This window comes from Noviherbaspirillum sp. (assembly GCF_036563305.1).
Classification (GTDB): Bacteria; Pseudomonadota; Gammaproteobacteria; order Burkholderiales; family Burkholderiaceae_D; genus Noviherbaspirillum.
In genome coordinates this window covers 73,382-92,782 of sequence record NZ_DATCMQ010000016.1, presented here as the reverse complement: position 1 = coordinate 92,782, position 19,401 = coordinate 73,382, and the positions used below count along the sequence as shown (strand labels likewise).

The following is a 19,401-nucleotide window of genomic DNA, read 5'->3' as shown; positions in this document are numbered from 1 at the left end:
TCCAGCAGCCGATGCGCGAAGTGTAGCCGAAAAAAAAGCCAGCCCGCGGGCTGGCTTCCTGGTCGAGCGGCACTCAGACGACGGCGCCGTCGGTCTCGCTCTTTTCCTTGACCGGCTTGATCAGGTCCTCGCGCTTGACGCCGAGCCACATGGCAATGGCGGCGGCGACGAACACCGACGAATAGATGCCGAACAGGATGCCGATGGTGAGCGCGATCGCGAAGTAATGCAGCGTCGCGCCGCCGACGAGCAGCATCGACAGCACCATCATCTGGGTCGAGCCATGGGTGATGATGGTGCGCGAGATGGTGCTGGTAATCGCGTGGTTCAGCACGTCGGCGGTGTCCATCTTGCCGTAGCGGCGGTCGCGGAAGGTCTCGCGGACGCGGTCGAAGATCACCACCGATTCATTGACCGAATAGCCGAGGATGGCCAGCACCGCCGCCAGCACCGTCAACGAAAACTCCCACTGGAAGTAGGCGAAGAAGCCGAGGATGATCACCACGTCATGCAGGTTGGCGATGATGGCGGCCACGGCGAATTTCCATTCGAAACGGAAGGCAAGGTAGATCACGATGCCGATCACCACCATGCCCAGCGCCATCAGGCCGTCGTGCGTCAGTTCGTCCCCGACCTGCGGCCCGACGAACTCGACGCGCTGCAGTCGCACGCTGTCGTCCTGCGCCTTCAGGGCGCCCATCACCTTCTCGCTCTGCTGCGTGGAACTGACGTCCTTGCGGGCCGGCAGGCGGATCATCACGTCCTGCGCGGTGCCGAAACTCTGCACCTGCGTGTCGGTATAGCCGAGGCCTTCGATGGAACGGCGCATGCCTTCGAGGTCGGCCGGCTTGCTGTAGGTGACTTCCATCACCGTGCCGCCGGTGAACTCGATCGACAGGTGCAGTCCCTTGTAGAACAGGAAGAACACCGCGGCCACGAAGGTGAGCACCGAAATCGCATTGAAGATCAATGCGTGGCGCATGAAGGGAATATCCCTCTTGATTCGGAAAAGCTCCATTACTGTCCTTTCGTTGCGGCCCGCAAGGATACGGGCCGCGTTTTCCCGTCAGCTCGCGCGACTCAGTTGTTCGGTTTCCAGACCTGCCCGATCGAAATGCCGGACAGCTTCTTCTTGCGGCCGTACCACAGATTGGCGATGCCGCGCGAGACGAAGACCGCCGAGAAGATCGACGTCAGGATGCCCAGGCAGTGCACCACCGCAAATCCACGGATGGCGCCGGAACCGAAGATCAGCAGCGCGAGGCCGGCAATCATCGTCGTCACGTTGGAGTCGAGGATGGTCGCCCATGCGCGGTCGAAACCGATGGCGATCGCCGCCTGCGGCGAGTTCCCGGCCCGAAGCTCCTCGCGTATCCGTTCGTTGATCAGCACGTTGGCGTCGATCGCCATGCCGAGCGTGAAGGCGATCGCCGCCATGCCGGGCAGTGTCAGCGTTGCCTGCAGCGTCGACAGCACCGCGATCAGCAGCATCAGGTTGACCGCGAGGGCGAACACGCTGAAGAAGCCGAACAGATGGTAGTAGACGATCATGAAGACGGCGATGGCGGCAAAACCGTAGAGCGTCGAGTTGAAGCCCTTCTTGATGTTCTCCGCGCCGAGCTGCGGTCCGATCGTGCGTTCCTCGATGATCTCCATGGGCGCCGCCAGCGAGCCGGCGCGCAGCAGCAGTGCCAGGTCATTGGCTGCCTCGGAGGTGCCCATGCCGGTGATCTGGAAGCGGGAGCCGAGCTCGTCCTGGATCGTGGCGACCGTCAGCACCTCGCCCTTGTTCTTTTCGAACAGGACGATGGCCATCAGCTTGCCGATCTTGTTGCGGGTCGCCTCGCGCATGCGCCTGCCGCCGTCGCCGTTGAGGTCGATGCTGACCGACGGCTGCTGGTTCTGGTCGAAGCTGGCGGTCGCGCTGGAGATGTACTCGCCGGTGATCACCGGGTCCTTGTACAGCACCACCGGCGCTCCCTTGCCGACCTTGAACAGTTCCGAGCCGAACGGCACGGCGCCGGTCTCCTCGGTGCCGCGCACCACGGACTCGTCGACCATCCGCACTTCCAGCGTGGCGGTGCGTCCGATGATGTCCTTCGCGCGCGAGACATCCTGCACGCCGGGCAGCTGCACGACGATGCGGTCGGCGCCCTGGCGCTGGATCACAGGCTCGGCCACGCCGAGTTCGTTGACCCGCTTTGACAGCGTGCTGATGTTCTGCTGGACGGCTTCCTCGACGGTGCCCTTCAGCGATTCCGGCTTGTAGCTGGCGACCAGCTTCAGGTCGGCGCCGTCGGCGACATCCTGCAGCAGCAGGTCGCCGAACTGCGCCGTCACCACTTCGCGCGCCTTGCCAAGCGTGTCGGCGTCGCGGAAGCGGATCTCGACGGTGTCGCCGCTGCGCGTGATGCCGGCGTGCCGCACGTTCTTGTCGCGCAGCGCGTTGCGCATGCCGGCCTGCAGCCCCTGCAGGCGCTTGTTGAGCACGCCGCGCGTGTCGACCTGCATCAGGAAGTGCACGCCGCCGCGCAGGTCGAGACCGAGGTACATTGGCATCGCACCGATGCTCTGCAGCCATTTCGGCGTATTGGGCATCAGGTTGAACGCGACGATGTAGGTCGGGTCGGCCGGATCGGTATTGAGCGACTTCTCGAGCAGCGCCTTGGCGCGGAACTGGGTGTCGGTATCGCGGAAACGCGCCCGCACCGAGCCCTGGTTGCCGCTGATGTCGTAGCTCACGCTGTCGGGGGCGTTCTCGCCCTTGCCCAGCACTTCCTGAACCCGATCGATCATGCGCGGGTCGATCTTCACGGTGGCCTTGGCGCTGCTGATCTGGACCGCGGGCGATTCACCGAAGAAGTTGGGCACCATGTACAGCACGCCGAAAACCAGCGCGATGACGATGATGATGTATTTCCAGAGAGGATAGCGATTCATAGCTTTCAACATTGTCGTGCGGGCAGCGTCAGGGCCTGCCCGGAGGGGAGCGGGCTGCTCCCGTGCCGATTACAGCGACTTGATCGTGCCCTTCGGCAAGAGCGTGGAAACCGCCACCTTCTGCACGACGATCTCGGTGCCGTCGGAGACCTCCAGCGTGACATAGGCTTCGCTCACCTTGCTGACCTTGCCGAGGATGCCGCCGGCGGTCACCACCTCGTCGCCCTTGGCCAGGGCTTCCATCATTGCCTTCTGTTCCTTCTGGCGCTTCATCTGCGGACGGATCATCAGGAAGTACAGCACGATGAACATCAGGATGATCGGCAGGAAGCTCATGAAGCCGGCTTCGGCGCCCGCGGATGCGGTTTGGGCATAGGCGTTTGAAATGAACACTTTTTATTCTCCAATGGGGGGATGATCAGCCCGGCATTCTAGCATCCGGGCCCGGAAATCCTTGCGCAGGAACACCCTCAGACGCCCCGGGCGCGGTCGGCATGAAAGCGGACCACGAAGGCCTGGAAGCGGTCTTCGTCGATCGCCGCCCGCATCTCGCGCATCAGCTGCAGATAGTAGTGCAGGTTGTGGATGGTGTTGAGCCGTGCGCCGAGAATTTCTCCGGCGCGATGGAGGTGGTACAGGTAGGCGCGGGAAAAGTTGCGACATGTATAACAGTCACAGCTCTCATCCAGCGGTTTATCCTCATCTTTATAGCGGGAATTCTTGATCTTGAGGTCCCCGAAACGGGTGAACAGCCAGCCGTTGCGTGCATTCCGGGTCGGCATCACGCAATCGAACATGTCAACGCCGTTCGCCACGCCGGCAACCAGGTCCTCCGGGGTGCCCACACCCATCAGGTAGTGCGGCTTGTCGGCAGGCAGGCGGGGACCGACGTGCTCCAGCACACGCATCATGTCTTCCTTGGGTTCGCCGACCGACAGCCCGCCGATCGCATAACCCTCGAAGCCGATCTCCTGCAAGCCGGCCAGCGATTCGTCGCGCAGGTCCTCGAACATTCCGCCCTGCACGATGCCGAACAGCGCGTTCGGGTTCTGCCCCTGGTCGAATTCATTGCGGGACCGCCGCGCCCAGCGCAGCGACATGCGCATCGACTTGCCGGCTTCGTCCGCGGTCGCGGGGCGGCCGTCGATCTCGTAGGGCGTGCACTCGTCGAACTGCATCACGATGTCCGAGTTGAGCACCTTCTGGATCTGCATCGAGATCTCCGGCGACAGGAATAGCTTGTCGCCGTTGATGGGGGAAGCGAACTTGACGCCCTCCTCCGTGATCTTGCGCATGGCGCCAAGGGAGAACACCTGGAAGCCGCCGGAGTCGGTGAGGATGGGCTTGTCCCAGCCGATGAATCGGTGCAGGCCGTCGAACTTGCCGACCACCTCCAGTCCGGGCCGCAGCCAGAGGTGGAAGGTGTTGCCGAGGATGATCTGGGCGTCGATCTCCTTGAGCTCCAGCGGCGACATCGCCTTGACGGAGCCGTAGGTGCCGACCGGCATGAAGATCGGGGTTTCGACCACGCCGTGGTTCAGCGTGAGACGGCCGCGGCGGGCCTTGCCGTCGGTCTTGAGCAGTTTGAAATTGAGCATCAGTCTTTTCGGGTCAGGAGCATGGCGTCGCCATAGCTGAAAAAGCGGTAGCGCCGTTCGATCGCGTGCGCGTATGCCGCGCGGATCTCCGCGTAGCCGGCGAACGCCGAGACCAGCATCAGCAGCGTCGACTTGGGCAGGTGGAAATTGGTCACCAGGCGGTCGACTGTCCTGAAGGCGTAGCCGGGGGTGATGAACAGCGCGGTGTCGCCGCTGCCGGGCTGCAAAGCGCCGCCCTGCGACGCCGACTCCAGCGCACGCATGCTGGTGGTGCCGACGGCCACCACGCGACCGCCGGCGGCCTTTGTCGCACGCACCGCATCCACGGTGGCGGCGGGCATCGTGTACCACTCTGTGTGCATCTTGTGTTCCGCCAGGTTCTCGCTGCGCACCGGCTGGAAGGTGCCGGCGCCGACATGCAGCGTCACGTAGGCGAAGTTCACGCCGCGCTCGCGCAGGCGGTCGAGCAGCGGCTGGTCGAAATGCAGGCCGGCGGTCGGCGCCGCGACCGCGCCCGGCTCCTTCGCATAGACGGTCTGGTATCGCTGCTCGTCGATTGCGTCGGCATCGTGCGCGATGTAGGGCGGGAGCGGCAGCCGGCCGTGCGCCTCGATCAGGTCGAACACGTCGGAGGGAAAGTGCAGGGTGAAGAATTCGCCGGCGCGCTCGCCCACCGTGACCTCGAAGGCATCGGCCAGGCGGATCCGGCTACCCGGCTGCGGCGTCTTCGAGGCCCTGACCTGGGCGTGCACGTTGCGGCCGTCGAGCACGCGCTCGACCAGAACCTCGACCTTGCCGCCGGTCTCCTTGGCGCCGAAGAAGCGCGCCTTCAGCACGCGGGTGTCGTTGAAGACCAGCAGGTCGCCCGGCGACAGCAGGTCGACGATGTCGGCAAACGCGCGGTCGTACAGCGCGACGCCGTCGACATGCAGCAGGCGCGACGCGCTGCGCTGCGCCAGCGGCATTTGCGCGATGAGTTCGGGCGGCAGGTGGAAATCGAAATCGGACAGGGAATACATACAAGGAGCGGCGACGGGACGGCGGGGGCGGACCGGCGACTTGCGCATTTCCGCATTGGCAGGATTGCCATACAATGGCAAACGCGTGCGCGCCCGGACGGCGTCGCCGACATCAACAAAACCCGCTATTTTACGCCCTGCCGCACGAATACTCATGCCCGTTGCCAAGCGCACGCCCGCACGTCCCGCCAAGTCGAAAGCAGAAATCGCCCGCACCAAGCTGGCCAAGCTGGGCCTGCGCACCGACATGGACCTGGTGCTGCACCTGCCGATGCGCTACGAGGACGAAACCCAGGTGGTGCCGATAGCCGAGGCCGGCTTCATGGCAGGTGCGCCGGCCCAGGTCGAGGGCGTGGTCACGCAGTGCGACGTGCAGTACCGCCCGCGCCGGCAGCTGGTGGTCACCATTGCCGACGACTCCGGCCCGCTGGTGATGCGTTTCCTGAATTTCTACGGCAGCCAGCTCAAGCAGCTGGAAGCCGGCACCCGCATCCGCGCCCGGGGCGAGGTAAGGCACGGTTTCTTCGGCGCGGAGATGGTCCATCCGGCATACAAGGTCGTCAATGAAGGCGCGCCCCTGCCGCAATCGCTGACGCCGGTCTATCCTGCCGGCGAGGGCCTGTCGCAGGCCTACCTCCGCACCGCGATCGCCAACGCGATGAGCCGCGTCGACTGGCGCGACACGCTGCCGCCCGCCATCCTGCAATCGCTGCGGCTGGAGCCTTTCGATGGCGCGGTGCGGCTGCTGCACAACCCGCCGCCGGCGGTCAGCGAGGCGGCGCTGATGGACCGCTCGCACCCCGCCTGGATACGCATGAAATTCGACGAGCTGCTGGCGCAGCAGCTGTCGCTGAAGCGGGCCCAGGCCGCCCGCCGGGCCAGGGGCGCCACGGCCCTGCCCGCGGTCGGCAGGCTGTCGCGGGAATTCCTGGCGCAGCTGCCGTTCAGCCTGACCGGTGCGCAGCAGCGGGTACTGGAAGAGATCCGCGAGGACCTGCGGCAGTCCTGGCCGATGCAGCGCCTGCTGCAGGGAGACGTCGGCAGCGGCAAGACGGTGGTGGCGGCACTGGCGGCCGCCCAGGCGATCGACAGCGGCTGCCAGGCGGCGCTGATGGCGCCGACCGAAATCCTGGCGGAACAGCATTTCCGCAAGATCGCGCAGTGGATGGCGCCGCTCGGGGTCCGGGTCGCCTGGCTCACCGGCAGCCTGAAGAAGAAGGAGAAGGAGAGCGCGCAGGCGCTGATCGAATCGGGCGAGGCCCAGCTGGTGATCGGCACCCACGCATTGATCCAGGAAGGCGTGGAGTTCGGACGCCTCGGCCTGGTCATCGTCGACGAGCAGCACCGGTTCGGCGTCGGCCAGCGGCTGGCGCTGCGCAACAAGGGGCTGGAGCAGGTCGCGCAGACCGTGCCGCACCAGCTGATGATGTCGGCGACGCCGATCCCGCGCACCCTGGCCATGACCTATTACGCCGACCTGGAAGTCTCGGTGATCGACGAGCTGCCGCCCGGGCGCACGCCGATCGTCACCCGCACCATCGACCAGAACCGGCGCGAGGAAGTGATCGAACGGGTGCATGCGGCGGCCCTGGAAGGACGGCAGGCCTACTGGGTATGCCCGCTGATCGAGGAATCGGAGGCGCTGCAGCTGCAGACCGCGACCGATACCCACGCCGCGCTGGCCGAGGCGCTGCCCGACCTGCGCGTCGGCCTGGTGCACGGCCGGATGAAACCGGCCGAAAAGCAGATGGTGATGGAGGCGTTCATCCGCGGCGACACGCATGTGCTGGTCGCGACCACGGTAATCGAGGTCGGGGTGGACGTGCCCAATGCGTCGCTGATGGTGATCGAGCACGCGGAACGCTTCGGGCTCTCGCAGCTGCACCAGTTGCGCGGCCGTGTCGGGCGCGGTTCGGCGGCCAGCATCTGCCTGCTGCTGTACCAGGCCCCGCTCGGCCCGATCGCGAAGCAGCGGCTGATGACGATGCGCGAGACCACGGACGGCTTCGAGATCGCCCGCCGCGACCTCGACATCCGGGGCCCGGGCGAATTCCTGGGCGCCCGGCAGTCAGGGCAGGCAATGTTGCGCTTCGCCGATCTCGAGACCGACCAGTGGCTGGTGGAAAAGGCCCGGGACATCGCCCGGCAGTTGCTGCGCGACGACCCGGCGACGGTGGACGCCCATCTCGCCCGCTGGCTCGGCGGACGCGAGGAATTCCTCAAGGTGTAGCGGCTCAAAGCCGGACAGCCGGGCTGGCAACGACGGCTCCATAGACATATACTATGGAAGGTTGACCCAAGATAGCCATCTAACTGGCCGAGCGAATACCCATCATGACGCTTACCGAACTCAAATACATCGTGGCCGTTGCCCGCGAGAAGCACTTCGGGCATGCCGCGGAAGCCTGCTTCGTTGCGCAGCCGACCCTCTCGGTTGCAATCAAGAAACTGGAAGATGAGCTGGGCGTCGCGATCTTCGAGCGCGGCGGCTCCGAGATCTCGGTGACGCCGATCGGCGCCCAGATCGTGGCGCAGGCGGAACGGGTGTTGGAGCAGACCGCGGCCATCAAGGAGATCGCAAAACAGAACAAGGATCCGCTTGCCGGCCCGCTGCGCCTCGGCGTGATCTATACGATTGCACCCTACCTGCTGCCGCACCTGGTCAAGACCATGATCGAGAACGTGCCGCAGATGCCGCTGGTGCTGCAGGAAAATTTCACCAGCAAGCTGATCGAACTGCTGCGCCAGGGCGAACTCGACGCCGCAATCATGGCGCTGCCGTTTGCCGACCAGGGCCTGTCGGTGGCGCCGCTGTACGACGAACCCTTCATCGTCGCGCTGCCCCGCAGTCATCCATGGGCCGGGCGCAAGTCGATCGATGCGGAAGAACTGAAGTCGGAGACCATGCTGCTGCTCGGGAACGGCCACTGCTTCCGCGACCAGGTGCTGGAAGTGTGCCCGGAGATGGCGCGCTTCTCCACCAGCGGCGACGGCATTGCCCGCACCTTCGAAGGCTCTTCGCTGGAGACCATCCGTCACATGGTCGCCTCCGGCATCGGCATCACCGTGCTGCCGCGCGCGTCGGTGGCCGACACCGACCCCAGGGACGGCATGCTGCGCTACGTCCCGTTTGCCGAACCCGGACCGTCGCGTCGCGTGGTGATCGCCTGGCGCAAGAGCTTCACCCGCGGCGCCGCCATCGAAGCCGTCCGCGACGCCGTGCTGTCCTGCGACCTGCACGGCGTAACGATGCTGGGCGAAGCCGAACAGGCCGCGGCCTGAGGACGCGTCCCTTTACCGCGTCGCTCCCTGCCGCGCGGCGCTGTCAAGCCGCCCGGGGCGGCCTTGCGTCGCGCTTATAATGCGCGTTTTCTTTCGGCCCGATTTCCGACCCATGCACCGTCTTGCGCTTTACTTCCGCCTGGTCCGCCTGGACAAGCCGATCGGCATACTGCTGCTGCTGTGGCCGACGCTCGCCGCCCTCTGGCTGGCCTCGGAGGGACGGCCCGACTGGGCGCTGCTGGCGATCTTCACGCTTGGCACGGTGCTGATGCGCTCCGCCGGCTGCGCGATCAACGACTATGCGGACCGCGACTTCGACCGCCATGTAAAGCGGACCGCCGAACGGCCGCTCACCAGCGGCCGCATTGCCGCCTGGGAGGCGGTGGCAGTGGCGGCGGTGCTGTCTCTGATTGCCTTCCTGCTGATCCTGCCGCTCAATACACTGACCAAGCAGCTGTCGGTGGCGGCGCTGCTGATCGCCGGCAGCTATCCCTACTTCAAGCGCTTCTTCGCGATCCCCCAGGCCTACCTGGGCATCGCCTTCGGCTTCGGCATCCCGATGTCCTACGCCGCGGTGCAGGGCACGGTACCGCCGGCGGCCTGGCTGCTGCTGCTTGCCAATGTGTTCTGGGCGGTGGCTTACGATACCGAGTATGCGATGGTCGACCGCGACGACGACCTGAAGATCGGCATCCGCACTTCCGCCATCACCTTCGGTCGCTTCGACGTCGCCGCGGTGATGCTGTGCTACGCGGCCAGCTTCGCGCTGGTGTTCCTGGTCGGCTGGCACTACGGGCTGCGGGCCTGGTTCGTCGCAGGACTGGCGGTCGCCGCCGGCTGCGCGGTGTATCACTACACGCTGATACGCGGGCGCGACCGGATGCGCTGCTTTGCCGCCTTCCGCCACAACAACTGGCTTGGCGCCGCGATCTTCGCCGGCATCGCCCTCGATTACGCCTTCCGCTAAACGGCGGCCGGCGGGGGTTTGACCAGGCGCAAGATCGGGCAAAGGCCCTTACCTACACTCCATTCAGACAACGACACGGGGAGAATGCGCATGGCCGAAGGCAATGGCAACGGCAACGGACAGACCGGCACCGGCCGCGAACGGCTGCTGGACGACCTGAAGCTGGTGATGAAGGATGCAGAGCAGATGCTGCGCGCCACCGGCCAGCAGGCAGGCGAAGGCTATGACGCCGCACGCGCGCGTTTCGAGACTACCCTCGGTGCGGCGCAGGACAGCCTGGCCGAGCTTGAAGAATTGCTGGGCGGTGCGGCGCGCGAGGCAATCGACACCACCGACAGGTATGTGCAGCAGAATCCCTGGCAGGCGGTCGGCATCGGGGCGGTCGCCGGCGTGCTGCTCGGGATGTGGCTGGGGCGGCGCTGACATCATGATCCTGGCCGACTCGGCGGCACGCCTCGCCGCCTCGCTGCTCGCCATCCTGCAAACCCGGGTCGAACTTGCCGCGGCAGAGGTGGAGGAAGAGTCGCTCCGCTATTTTTCCTACCTGATGCTGTCGCTGGCGGCGTTGTTCTGCCTCGGCATTGCGGTCGTTCTCGCCGCGGTGCTGCTGGTGGTGCTGTTCTGGGAGACGCACCGGGTTGCGGTACTGATGCTGCTGATCGCGCTGTTCGGCGGCGCGGCGGCCGCGCTCGGCCTGCGGCTGCGCCGCGCCTATCGCCTCAAGCCGCCGCTGCTCGCGCATACGATGATGGAACTTGCGCGCGACCGCGAAGCCCTTCGACCCCAGCCATGAAGATCAATGACCGCGCCCGCGAGGTCATGCTGCGCCGGCAGCAGTTGGTGGCGCAATGCCATCTGCAGCGTGCGCGCCTCGCCGCGCAACTCGAACCCGTCGGCCAGGCGCTGACGTCGGTGCAGGCCGGGTTGCAGGTCGCCGGACGCCTACGCCAGCATCCGGAGTGGCTGGCGCTGGCGGCGCTCGGCGTCGTGATGCTCACCCCGCGCCGCATTTCGGCGGCATTGCGGGGGACAGCGCAGGCTTTGCGCACCTGGCGCACGCTGGCGCCGCAACTGCAGGCGTTCCTGCAGCGCCGTTAGCCGCGCCCGAATTCCTCGCCCATTTCCTTGCCGCGTGCCGCGGCGGCCTTCAGCGCCTTGACGATCGACTGCCTGACGCCGTCGCTTTCCATGCTGGTCAGCGCGGCGTGGGTGGTTCCACCCTTGGACGTCACGCGCTCCCGCAGCACCGATACCGGTTCGTCGGCTTCTGCGGCGAGTTGCGCCGCGCCGACGAAGGTGGCGACAGCCAGCTCCACGCCCTGCTCCGGGCTCAGCCCCATTTCCTGGGCCGCCTGCTGCATCGCCTCGATGAAATAGAAGACATAGGCGGGGCCGCTGCCGGAGACGGCGGTGACCGGGTCGAGCAGCGCTTCGTCCGACAGCCACACCGTGGATCCGACTGCCCGCATGATGGCGTCGGCCGCCTCGCGCTGGGCCGGCGAAACGCCCGGCAGCGCGGCCATGCCGGTGATGCCCTTGCCGATCAGCGCCGGGGTGTTCGGCATGGTGCGCACGATGGCGCCGTGCCCGCCGAGCATGGACGACAGGTCGACCGCCCGCACGCCGGCCGCGACCGAGAGGATCAGCTGCGCGCCGAGATGCGGACGCAGGGCGGCGACGACGTCCTTCATCTGTTGCGGCTTCACCGCCAGCACGACGACGTCGCGCGCCGCGAGCGCCGCGTCAATGGACGATGCAGTCGCGACGCCGAATTTCTGCCGCAGCCTGTCGAGGGTGTCGGGGTTCGGGTCGACCACGTGGATGTTGGCGGCGGGAGTGAGCTTGTCCGCCAGGCCGCCGATCAGGGCGGCCGCCATGTTGCCCCCGCCGATGAAGGCGAGCTTGAGGTCAGTGTGCATAGTTCCTTTTTCCAAAAATCGCCGTTCCTATCCTGACGAGGGTCGCGCCCTCGGCGACCGCGGCCTCGAGGTCGTTCGACATGCCCATGGACAGCGTGTCGAGGGCAATGCCGCGTTCACGCATGTCGGCCGCCAGCAGGCGCAGCGCGCGCAGCGGCCCGCGTTGCCGTTCTTCGGTGGCGGCCGGCTCGGGAATCGTCATCAGTCCGCGCAGGCGCAGGCGCGGCAGCGCGGCCACCTGCATCGCCAGGGCAATCGCTTCCCGCGGCGGCACGCCGCTCTTGCTCGCCTCGCCGCTGATGTTGACCTGCAGGCAGATGTTCAGCGGTGGCAGGCTCTCCGGACGCTGGTCGGACAGCCGCTGCGCGATCTTGAACCGGTCCACCGAATGGACCCAGTCGAAATGCTCGGCAATCAGCCTGGTCTTGTTGCTTTGGATCGGTCCGATGAAATGCCATTCGAGCAACAGGCCGGGACGCAGGCGGCTGACCTCGGCCATCTTGTCGAGCGCCTCCTGCAGGTAGTTCTCGCCGAAACGCCGCTGTCCGGCCTCGGCCACCTCCAGCACCGCCGCCGCGTCGAAGGTCTTCGACACGGCCAGCAGGCCGACCTCGTCGGCAGCCCTTCCGGCGGCCTTTTCCGCTGTGGCGATACGGTCCCTGACGGCTTGCAAGTTGTGAGAAATTGAGGACATAATCGTTTGCCTCAGGCAATACTGCCCGGTTCACCATGGCATTTTTGCCAGCCCAAGGATTATAAATGGACATCTCCGAACTTCTTGCCTTCGCCGTGAAAAACAAGGCGTCCGACCTGCACCTGTCGGCCGGCCTGCCGCCGATGATCCGGGTCCACGGCGACGTGCGGCGCATCAACCTGCCGCCGCTCGAGCATCGCGACGTGCACGGGATGATCTATGACATCATGAACGACGGTCAGCGCAAGGCATACGAAGAAATCCTGGAGTGCGACTTCTCCTTCGCCATCCCCGGCCTGGCCCGCTTCCGCGTCAACGCCTACAACCAGGACCGCGGCGCCGCCGCCGTGCTGCGGACGATTCCATCCAAGGTGCTGACGCTGGAAGAACTGAATGCGCCGAAGATCTTCGCCGAGCTGGCGCTCAAGCCGCGCGGCCTGGTGCTGGTGACCGGCCCGACCGGCTCCGGCAAGTCGACCACGCTGGCCGCCATGATCAATCACCTGAACGAGACCGAGTACGGTCACATCCTGACCGTCGAGGACCCGATCGAATTCGTGCACGAGTCGAAGAAGTGCCTGGTCAACCAGCGTGAAGTCGGACCGCACACCATCTCTTTCCAGAATGCGTTGCGCTCGGCGCTGCGGGAAGATCCGGACGCGATCCTGGTCGGCGAACTGCGCGACCTCGAGACCATCCGCCTGGCGCTGACCGCGGCCGAGACCGGCCACCTTGTGTTCGGCACGCTGCACACCTCTTCCGCCGCCAAGACCATCGACCGTATCGTCGACGTGTTTCCGGCCGAGGAAAAGGAAATGGTGCGCGCGATGCTGTCGGAATCGCTGCAGGCGGTGATCTCGCAGACGCTGCTGAAGACCAAGGACGGCACCGGCCGCGTGGCCGCGCACGAGATCATGCTCGGCACGCCCGCCATCCGCAACCTGATCCGGGAAGCGAAGATCGCCCAGATGTATTCGTCGATTCAGACCGGCAGCAACGTCGGCATGCAGACGCTGGACCAGAACCTCACCGAGCTGGTGCGCCGCAACGTGATTTCGGCTGCGGCCGCACGCTCGGCCGCGAAGATCCCGGAAAACTTCCTGGGCTGATTCCCGGCCTCCGTCACAAGCCCACACCCGCGCGGCAACGGCCGCGCGTTCTCAAGGACAGCGAATGGAACGCGACCAGGCCACCAAGTTCATGCACGACCTGCTGCGGCTGATGCTCAGCAAGAACGGCTCCGACCTCTTCATCACCGCCGACTTTCCGCCGGCCTTCAAGATCGACGGCAAAATGACGCCGGTCTCCAACCAGCCGCTGAGCGCCACTCATACGGTGGAACTGGCGCGTGCGGTCATGAACGACAAGCAGGCAGCCGAATTCGAGGCAACCAAGGAGTGCAACTTCGCGATCAGCCCGGGCGGCCTCGGCCGTTTCCGGGTCTCGGCCTTTGTCCAGCAGGGCAAGGTCGGCATGGTCCTGCGGACCATCACGACGACCATTCCGAAGCTGGAAGACCTGGGCGTGCCCGAGGTGCTGAAGGAAGTGGCGATGACCAAGCGCGGCCTGGTGATCATGGTCGGCGCCACCGGCTCCGGCAAGTCGACGACGCTGGCCGGCATGATCGGCTACCGCAACGAGAACAGCTACGGCCACATCATCACGATCGAGGACCCGGTCGAGTATGTGCATCCGCACAAGAACTGCATCATCACGCAGCGCGAGGTCGGGGTCGACACCGCGGATTGGTTCGCCGCCCTCAAGAACACACTGCGCCAGGCGCCGGACGTGATCCTGATCGGCGAGATCCGCGACCGCGAGACCATGGACTATGCAGTGGCCTTCGCCGAGACCGGCCACCTTTGCCTGGCCACCATGCACGCCAACAGTGCGAACCAGGCGCTCGACCGCATCATCAACTTCTTCCCGGAAGAGCGGCGCGCGCAACTTCTGATGGATTTGTCACTCAATCTCAAGGCCATGATTTCGCAGCGCCTGGTGCCGTTGAAGGACACCAAGGGCCGGTGCGCGGCGGTGGAGGTGATGCTGAACTCGCCGCTGATTTCCGACCTGATCTTCAAGGGCGAGGTGCACGAGATCAAGGAAATCATGAAGAAGTCGCGCGAGCTCGGCATGCAGACTTTCGACCAGGCGCTGTTCGACCTGTATGAACTCGGCAAGATTTCCTACGAGGATGCGCTGCGCAACGCGGATTCGGTCAACGACCTGCGGCTGTCGATCAAGCTCAACAGCAAGGATGCAAAGGGCCGCGACCTGAACAAGGGCACCGAACACCTGGGGATTGTCTGATGACCACCGTCCATGACTTCAGCCTGCCGGCATTGGCGGGCGCGCCCGTCGACCTGGCCGCGTTCCGCGGCAAGGTCCTGCTCATCGTGAATACCGCGAGCAAATGCGGCTTCACCCCGCAGTACAAGGGCCTGGAGGAGTTGTACGGCCAGTACCGCCAGCGGGGGCTGGAGGTGCTTGGTTTCCCGTGCAACCAGTTCGGCGCGCAAGAACCGGGCAGCGCCGACGAGATCGGGGCGTTCTGCGAGAAGAACTACGGCGTCAGTTTCCCGATGTTCGCCAAGATCGACGTCAATGGCGAGCATGCCGACCCGCTCTACCGCCACCTGAAGAAGGCGGCGCCCGGCCTGATGGGCACCGAAGCGATCAAGTGGAATTTCACCAAGTTCCTGGTGAAAAAGGACGGCACGGTGTACAAGCGCTACGCGCCGCAGACCGCGCCGAGGGAACTGGCTGCGGACATCGAGAAGCTGCTGGCGGAATAGGACATCCCGCGGCAACGAAGAATGGGGCGCCGTCGGCGCCCTTTTTTTATTCCGCCCGCACGCGCCGCATGGCAGGGCGCGCCTCCTTGAGGATCGCGAATGCGAGGGCTTCTGCGGCGGCGAAGGCGGCGAGCGCGCCGACGACGGCAATGGACAACAGGCTCATGGCTGGTTTCCTGGTTAATGGGCTGCAGGGAACAGGTGGTGCCGGCTTCCCTGCCTTCCAATCACCAATGGCCATGACGCGTATTCACGCCGCGAATGCATCGGCGGCAAGCGCCCGGTCGACCAGCTCTATCCAGTGCGCGACCGGGGTGTCGGTCCCGGACTGCAGATGGGTCTGGCAGCCAATGTTTGCCGAAACGATCATGTCGGGCTTCGTCGCCTGCAGGTTCTTCAGCTTGTTGTCCCGCAGCTGGTAGGCCAGGTCGGGCTGCAGCACCGAGTAGGTGCCGGACGAGCCGCAGCAGAGGTGGCTGTCCGCGCACAACTGCACGTCGACGCCGATGGCGCGCAATACGTCTTCCACCTTGCCGCGGATCTGCTGGCCGTGCTGCAGCGTGCACGGCGGATGCCAGGCGACCCGCGGACCGGCCTTCCCGGCCAGCTTCTTCTGCAATTCCGCGGTGAAGGACGGCAGGATCTCGCTCAGGTCTTTCGTCAGGGCGGAAATGCGCGCCGCCTTTTCCGCATACTTCGGATCGTGGGCCAGCAGGTGGCCGTAGTCCTTGACCGTGACGCCGCAGCCGGAGGCGGTCATTACGATGGCCTCGGCGCCGGCCTCGACTTCCGGCCACCAGGCGTCGATGTTGCGGCGCATGTCGTCGAGGCCGCCTTCCTGATCGTTCATGTGGAACCGGATCGCGCCGCAGCAGCCGGCCTTCGGCGCCACCACCAGCTGCACGCCGAGGGCATCGAGCACGCGGGCGGTCGCGGCATTGGTGTTGGGGGCCATCGACGGCTGCACGCAGCCGTCCAGCAGCAGCATCTTGCGCGCATGCGCGGTGCGCGGCCACCGGCCGGCCTCCTGCGGTGCCGGCACCTTGTTCTTCAATACCGCCGGCAGCAGCGGCCGTACCATCTGGCCCGCCTTCATCGCCGGGCGGAACAGCCACTTGCGCGGCAGCGCCTCCTTCAGCACGGTGCGCACGATGCGTTCGGACAAGGGACGGCGCACCTGTTTCTCGACGATATTGCGGCCGATGTCGACTAGGCGGCCGTACTGCACGCCGGACGGACAGGTGGACTCGCAATTGCGGCAGGTCAGGCAGCGGTCGAGATGGACCTGGGTCTTCTTCGTCGCCGGCTTCCCTTCCAGCACCTGCTTCATCAGGTAGATGCGGCCGCGCGGGCCGTCGAGCTCGTCGCCGAGCAGCTGGTAGGTCGGGCAGGTCGCCGTGCAGAAGCCGCAGTGCACGCACTTGCGCAGGATCGCGTCGGCTTCCTCGCCTTCGCGGGTGTTCTTGATGAAATCAGCGAGATTGGTTTGCATGCTTACAGGTCGGGATACATCCGGCCCGGATTGAAGATCCCGGACGGATCGAAGGCATTCTTCAGGTTGCGGTGGATTTTCGCGACGGCCGGCGCCAGCGGATGGAACACGCCGGCGGATTTGTCGCCGCCACGGTACAGGGTGGCATGGCCGCCGGCCTGCGCGGCGGCGGAACGGATCGTGCCGGCATCGAGACCGGTGCGCAGCCAGCGCTGCGCACCACCCCACTCGATCAGCTGCTCGCCGTCAAGCGCCAGCGGCGGCGCAACCGACGGCACGGAGAGGCGCCACAGGGGCAGGTCGCCGTCCGCGAAGAACACATTGTCCTGGTTGCGCAGCCCGCCCCAGAACTGGCCGGCCTGCGCATCCTCCTCGCCGCCCATCTTCTGCTTTGCCGCGCGGACGGCCGCCTCGGCGCCGGACAGGCGCACGATCAGCACGCCGCCATGGCAGGCGCTGGCCGACACCGGCAGCGGCTGGCCGCCCCACGCGTTCAGCTGCTCGATCGCGCGGGCCTCGCTCAGCTCGAAGCGCAACGTGGTCTCGCGCAATGGCCGCGGCAGCACCTTCAGCGACACGTCCAGGATCAGGCCGAGGGTGCCGAGCGAACCGGCAAGCAGGCGCGACACGTCATAGCCGGCGACATTCTTCATCACCTGCCCGCCGAAGCGCAGGGTCTCGCCCTTGCCGTTCATCAGCGCAGCGCCGAGCACGAAGTCGCGTACCGCGCCCGAGGCCTGGCGGCCCGGACCGGAAAGGCCGGCCGCCACGACACCACCGATGGTGCTGCCGGGGCCGAAGTGCGGCGGCTCGAACGCCAGCATCTGGTTGCGTTGCGCCAGCACCGCCTCGATCTCCGCCAGCGGGGTGCCGCAGCGCGCGGTGATCACCAGCTCGGTCGGCTCATAGTCGATGATGCCGCTGTATTCGCGCGTGTCGAGGATCTCGCCGTCCATCTGCTGGCCGTACCAGTCCTTGGTGCCGCCGCCGCGGACGCGCAGCGGCTTCCCGGCAGCGCCGGCCGAGGCCACCACGTCGCGAAATTCTTGCAATGCCTGTTCCATCTGTTTCCCTTAAAACCGTGGCAGGTCGGCGAACTTCGAAAGCCCGGCCGACACCCGCATCTTTCCGCCCTCCGCGCAGCGGTGCAGGGTCGGGATCGCCTTATCCGGATTGAGCAGAAAAGCGGTATCGAACGCCCGCTTGACCGCGAAGAAGGCTTCCAGCTCCTGCGGCGAGAACTGCACGCACATGGAATTGATTTTCTCGATGCCCACCCCGTGCTCGCCGGTGATGGTGCCGCCGACCTGGACGCAGAGTTCGAGGATGTCGGCGCCGAAGGCTTCGGCGCGCTCGAATTCGCCCGGCTGGTTGGCGTCGAACAGGATCAGCGGGTGCAGGTTGCCGTCGCCCGCATGGAACACGTTCGCGCAGCGCAGGCCATGCTTGCCCTCCATCTCGGTGATGCGGATCAGCACTTCGGCCAGGCGCTTGCGCGGGATGGTGCCGTCCATGCAGTAGTAGTCGGGGGAGATGCGGCCGGCAGCGGGAAAGGCGTTCTTGCGGCCGGACCAGAACTTCAGGCGCTCCGCCTCGTTCTGGGAGACCGCGATCGCGGTCGCGCCGGAGGCCTTCAGCACCTCGCTCATGCGCGCGATCTCCTCCTCCACCTCTTCCGGGATGCCGTCGGACTCGCACAGCAGGATGGCTTCCGCCTCGGTGTCGTAGCCGGCCTTCACGAACGGCTCCACCATGCGCGACGAGGTCTTGTCCATCATCTCCAGTCCGGCGGGAATGATGCCGGCGGCGATGACTTCGGCCACCGCGTCGCCGCCCTTCACCACGTCGTCGAAGGACGCCATGATCACCCGCGCCACCTGGGGTTTCGGCACCAGCCGCACCGTGACCTCGGTGACGACGCCAAGCATGCCCTCCGAGCCGATGAACACGGCCAGCAGGTCGAGGCCGGGCGCGTCGAGCGCGCCGCCGCCGAGTTCGACGATCTCGCCCTCGATCGTCACCATCCGTACCCGCAGCACGTTGTGCACCGTGAGGCCGTACTTCAGGCAATGCACGCCGCCGGAATTCTCGGCGACGTTGCCGCCGATGGTGCAGGCGATCTGCGACGACGGATCCGGCGCGTAATAGAGCCCGTGCGGATTCGCGGCCTCCGAGATGGCAAGGTTGCGCACGCCGGGCTGCACCACCGCCGTGCGGGAATAGGCGTCCACCTTCAGGATCTTGTTCAGCTTTGCGGTCGACAGCACCACCCCGTCGGCGATCGGCATGGCGCCGCCGGACAGGCCGGTGCCGGCGCCGCGGGGTACGATCGGCGCCTGCAGCGCACGGCAGGTTTTCAGCACCTCGACCACCTGGGCCTCGGTCTGCGGCAGCACCACCACCATCGGCAGCTGCCGGTAGGCGGACAGGCCGTCGCATTCGTAGGGCCGGGTGTCTTCTTCATTGAACAACACGCAGCCTTCCGGCAGCAGTCGGTTCAGCGCATCCACCACCTGGCGCTGGCGCTCAAGGGTGAAGGACGGCTGGGCGGGATGGGATGGGGCATTCATGGGCGGTCCTCGTCGAGCCTGAGAGTGTAGCGAAATCCGCCTGCGCGCAGGGGCGGCCAGGCCCGTCGCGGCCTGAAAAGCTTGTGCACGCGCGGTGAATAATTTTCACCCGGGCGCGCACTTGC

Annotated in this window: 19 protein-coding genes; 9 read left to right on the top strand and 10 right to left on the bottom strand. The window is 66.0% G+C overall.

The genetic code is table 11. The annotated features are described in order from the left end of the window. Nucleotides 1-73: 73 nt before the first annotated feature. The 5 genes from secF to queA all read right to left on the bottom strand — a co-directional run bounded on the left by secF (nucleotide 74) and on the right by queA (nucleotide 5,557). Entirely contained in the window at nucleotides 74-1,018 is a 945-nt protein-coding gene (gene secF, locus VIM12_RS16830) for a protein translocase subunit SecF (protein WP_331942825.1), read from the bottom strand. Nucleotides 1,019-1,080: 62 nt separating this feature from the next. Further along, complete coding sequence (gene secD / locus VIM12_RS16825) at nucleotides 1,081-2,940, bottom strand: protein translocase subunit SecD (protein ID WP_331942824.1); 1,860 nt, start codon at nucleotides 2,938-2,940, stop codon at nucleotides 1,081-1,083. Nucleotides 2,941-3,009: 69 nt separating this feature from the next. After that, nucleotides 3,010-3,276 (bottom strand): preprotein translocase subunit YajC, encoded by a 267-nt coding sequence (yajC, locus tag VIM12_RS16820; RefSeq protein ID WP_331943856.1) that lies wholly within the window; start codon nucleotides 3,274-3,276, stop codon nucleotides 3,010-3,012. A 134-nt stretch (nucleotides 3,277-3,410) separates the two neighbouring features. Then, entirely contained in the window at nucleotides 3,411-4,538 is a 1,128-nt protein-coding gene (tgt, locus tag VIM12_RS16815; protein ID WP_331942823.1) for a tRNA guanosine(34) transglycosylase Tgt, read from the bottom strand. Next, entirely contained in the window at nucleotides 4,538-5,557 is a 1,020-nt protein-coding gene (gene queA / locus VIM12_RS16810) for a tRNA preQ1(34) S-adenosylmethionine ribosyltransferase-isomerase QueA (RefSeq protein WP_331942822.1), read from the bottom strand. The genes tgt and queA overlap by 1 nt, the downstream gene beginning before the upstream one ends. A gap of 154 nt (nucleotides 5,558-5,711) precedes the next feature. Between queA and recG the strand changes: the two genes are divergently transcribed. From recG to VIM12_RS16780, 6 genes are all read left to right on the top strand, one after another. Further along, complete coding sequence (gene recG, locus VIM12_RS16805) at nucleotides 5,712-7,787, top strand: ATP-dependent DNA helicase RecG (protein ID WP_331942821.1); 2,076 nt, start codon at nucleotides 5,712-5,714, stop codon at nucleotides 7,785-7,787. Between the two features lie 104 nt (nucleotides 7,788-7,891). Further along, nucleotides 7,892-8,839: a hydrogen peroxide-inducible genes activator gene (locus VIM12_RS16800; protein ID WP_331942820.1), complete on the top strand. Its 948-nt coding sequence runs from the start codon at nucleotides 7,892-7,894 to the stop codon at nucleotides 8,837-8,839. A 112-nt stretch (nucleotides 8,840-8,951) separates the two neighbouring features. Further along, nucleotides 8,952-9,806, top strand: coding sequence for a 4-hydroxybenzoate octaprenyltransferase (gene ubiA / locus VIM12_RS16795; RefSeq protein WP_331942819.1), 855 nt, complete (start codon nucleotides 8,952-8,954; stop codon nucleotides 9,804-9,806). Nucleotides 9,807-9,896: 90 nt separating this feature from the next. Beyond that, nucleotides 9,897-10,229 (top strand): DUF883 family protein, encoded by a 333-nt coding sequence (locus tag VIM12_RS16790; protein ID WP_331942818.1) that lies wholly within the window; start codon nucleotides 9,897-9,899, stop codon nucleotides 10,227-10,229. A 4-nt stretch (nucleotides 10,230-10,233) separates the two neighbouring features. Beyond that, nucleotides 10,234-10,599, top strand: a complete 366-nt coding sequence (locus VIM12_RS16785; RefSeq protein WP_331942817.1) for a phage holin family protein — start codon at nucleotides 10,234-10,236, stop codon at nucleotides 10,597-10,599. Then, nucleotides 10,596-10,904, top strand: a complete 309-nt coding sequence (locus tag VIM12_RS16780) for a YqjK family protein (protein ID WP_331942816.1) — start codon at nucleotides 10,596-10,598, stop codon at nucleotides 10,902-10,904. The genes VIM12_RS16785 and VIM12_RS16780 overlap by 4 nt, the downstream gene beginning before the upstream one ends. Here VIM12_RS16780 and proC read toward each other — a convergent pair. Together proC and VIM12_RS16770 are read right to left on the bottom strand one after the other, a co-directional pair. Beyond that, entirely contained in the window at nucleotides 10,901-11,725 is an 825-nt protein-coding gene (gene proC / locus VIM12_RS16775; protein WP_331942815.1) for a pyrroline-5-carboxylate reductase, read from the bottom strand. The two genes, VIM12_RS16780 and proC, sit on opposite strands and share 4 nt — an antisense overlap. Then, complete coding sequence (locus VIM12_RS16770; protein WP_331942814.1) at nucleotides 11,715-12,419, bottom strand: YggS family pyridoxal phosphate-dependent enzyme; 705 nt, start codon at nucleotides 12,417-12,419, stop codon at nucleotides 11,715-11,717. Before VIM12_RS16770 ends, proC begins: the two co-directional genes overlap by 11 nt. 65 nt (nucleotides 12,420-12,484) lie before the next feature. Between VIM12_RS16770 and VIM12_RS16765 the strand changes: the two genes are divergently transcribed. The 3 genes from VIM12_RS16765 (at nucleotide 12,485) to VIM12_RS16755 (ending at nucleotide 15,214) form a co-directional block, all read left to right on the top strand. Further along, the gene (locus tag VIM12_RS16765) at nucleotides 12,485-13,528 is read left to right on the top strand and encodes a type IV pilus twitching motility protein PilT (RefSeq protein WP_331942813.1); all 1,044 of its coding nucleotides are present in this window, start codon (nucleotides 12,485-12,487) and stop codon (nucleotides 13,526-13,528) included. Nucleotides 13,529-13,592: 64 nt separating this feature from the next. Then, nucleotides 13,593-14,729 carry a PilT/PilU family type 4a pilus ATPase gene (locus tag VIM12_RS16760; protein ID WP_331942812.1) on the top strand — a complete coding sequence of 379 codons (1,137 nt, stop codon included), beginning with the start codon at nucleotides 13,593-13,595 and terminating at the stop codon, nucleotides 14,727-14,729. Next, the gene (locus VIM12_RS16755; protein ID WP_331942811.1) at nucleotides 14,729-15,214 is read left to right on the top strand and encodes a glutathione peroxidase; all 486 of its coding nucleotides are present in this window, start codon (nucleotides 14,729-14,731) and stop codon (nucleotides 15,212-15,214) included. Before VIM12_RS16760 ends, VIM12_RS16755 begins: the two co-directional genes overlap by 1 nt. 250 nt (nucleotides 15,215-15,464) lie before the next feature. Here the strand turns inward: VIM12_RS16755 and glcF are convergent, their stop codons facing one another. Genes glcF through VIM12_RS16740 form a run of 3 tightly spaced genes read right to left on the bottom strand, consistent with a single transcriptional unit; the run spans nucleotide 15,465 to nucleotide 19,276 of the window. After that, nucleotides 15,465-16,706: a glycolate oxidase subunit GlcF gene (gene glcF / locus VIM12_RS16750; protein ID WP_331942810.1), complete on the bottom strand. Its 1,242-nt coding sequence runs from the start codon at nucleotides 16,704-16,706 to the stop codon at nucleotides 15,465-15,467. Nucleotides 16,707-16,708: 2 nt separating this feature from the next. Beyond that, entirely contained in the window at nucleotides 16,709-17,770 is a 1,062-nt protein-coding gene (glcE, locus tag VIM12_RS16745; protein WP_331942809.1) for a glycolate oxidase subunit GlcE, read from the bottom strand. A 9-nt stretch (nucleotides 17,771-17,779) separates the two neighbouring features. Beyond that, nucleotides 17,780-19,276, bottom strand: coding sequence for an FAD-linked oxidase C-terminal domain-containing protein (locus tag VIM12_RS16740; RefSeq protein WP_331942808.1), 1,497 nt, complete (start codon nucleotides 19,274-19,276; stop codon nucleotides 17,780-17,782). Nucleotides 19,277-19,401: the final 125 nt, after the last annotated feature.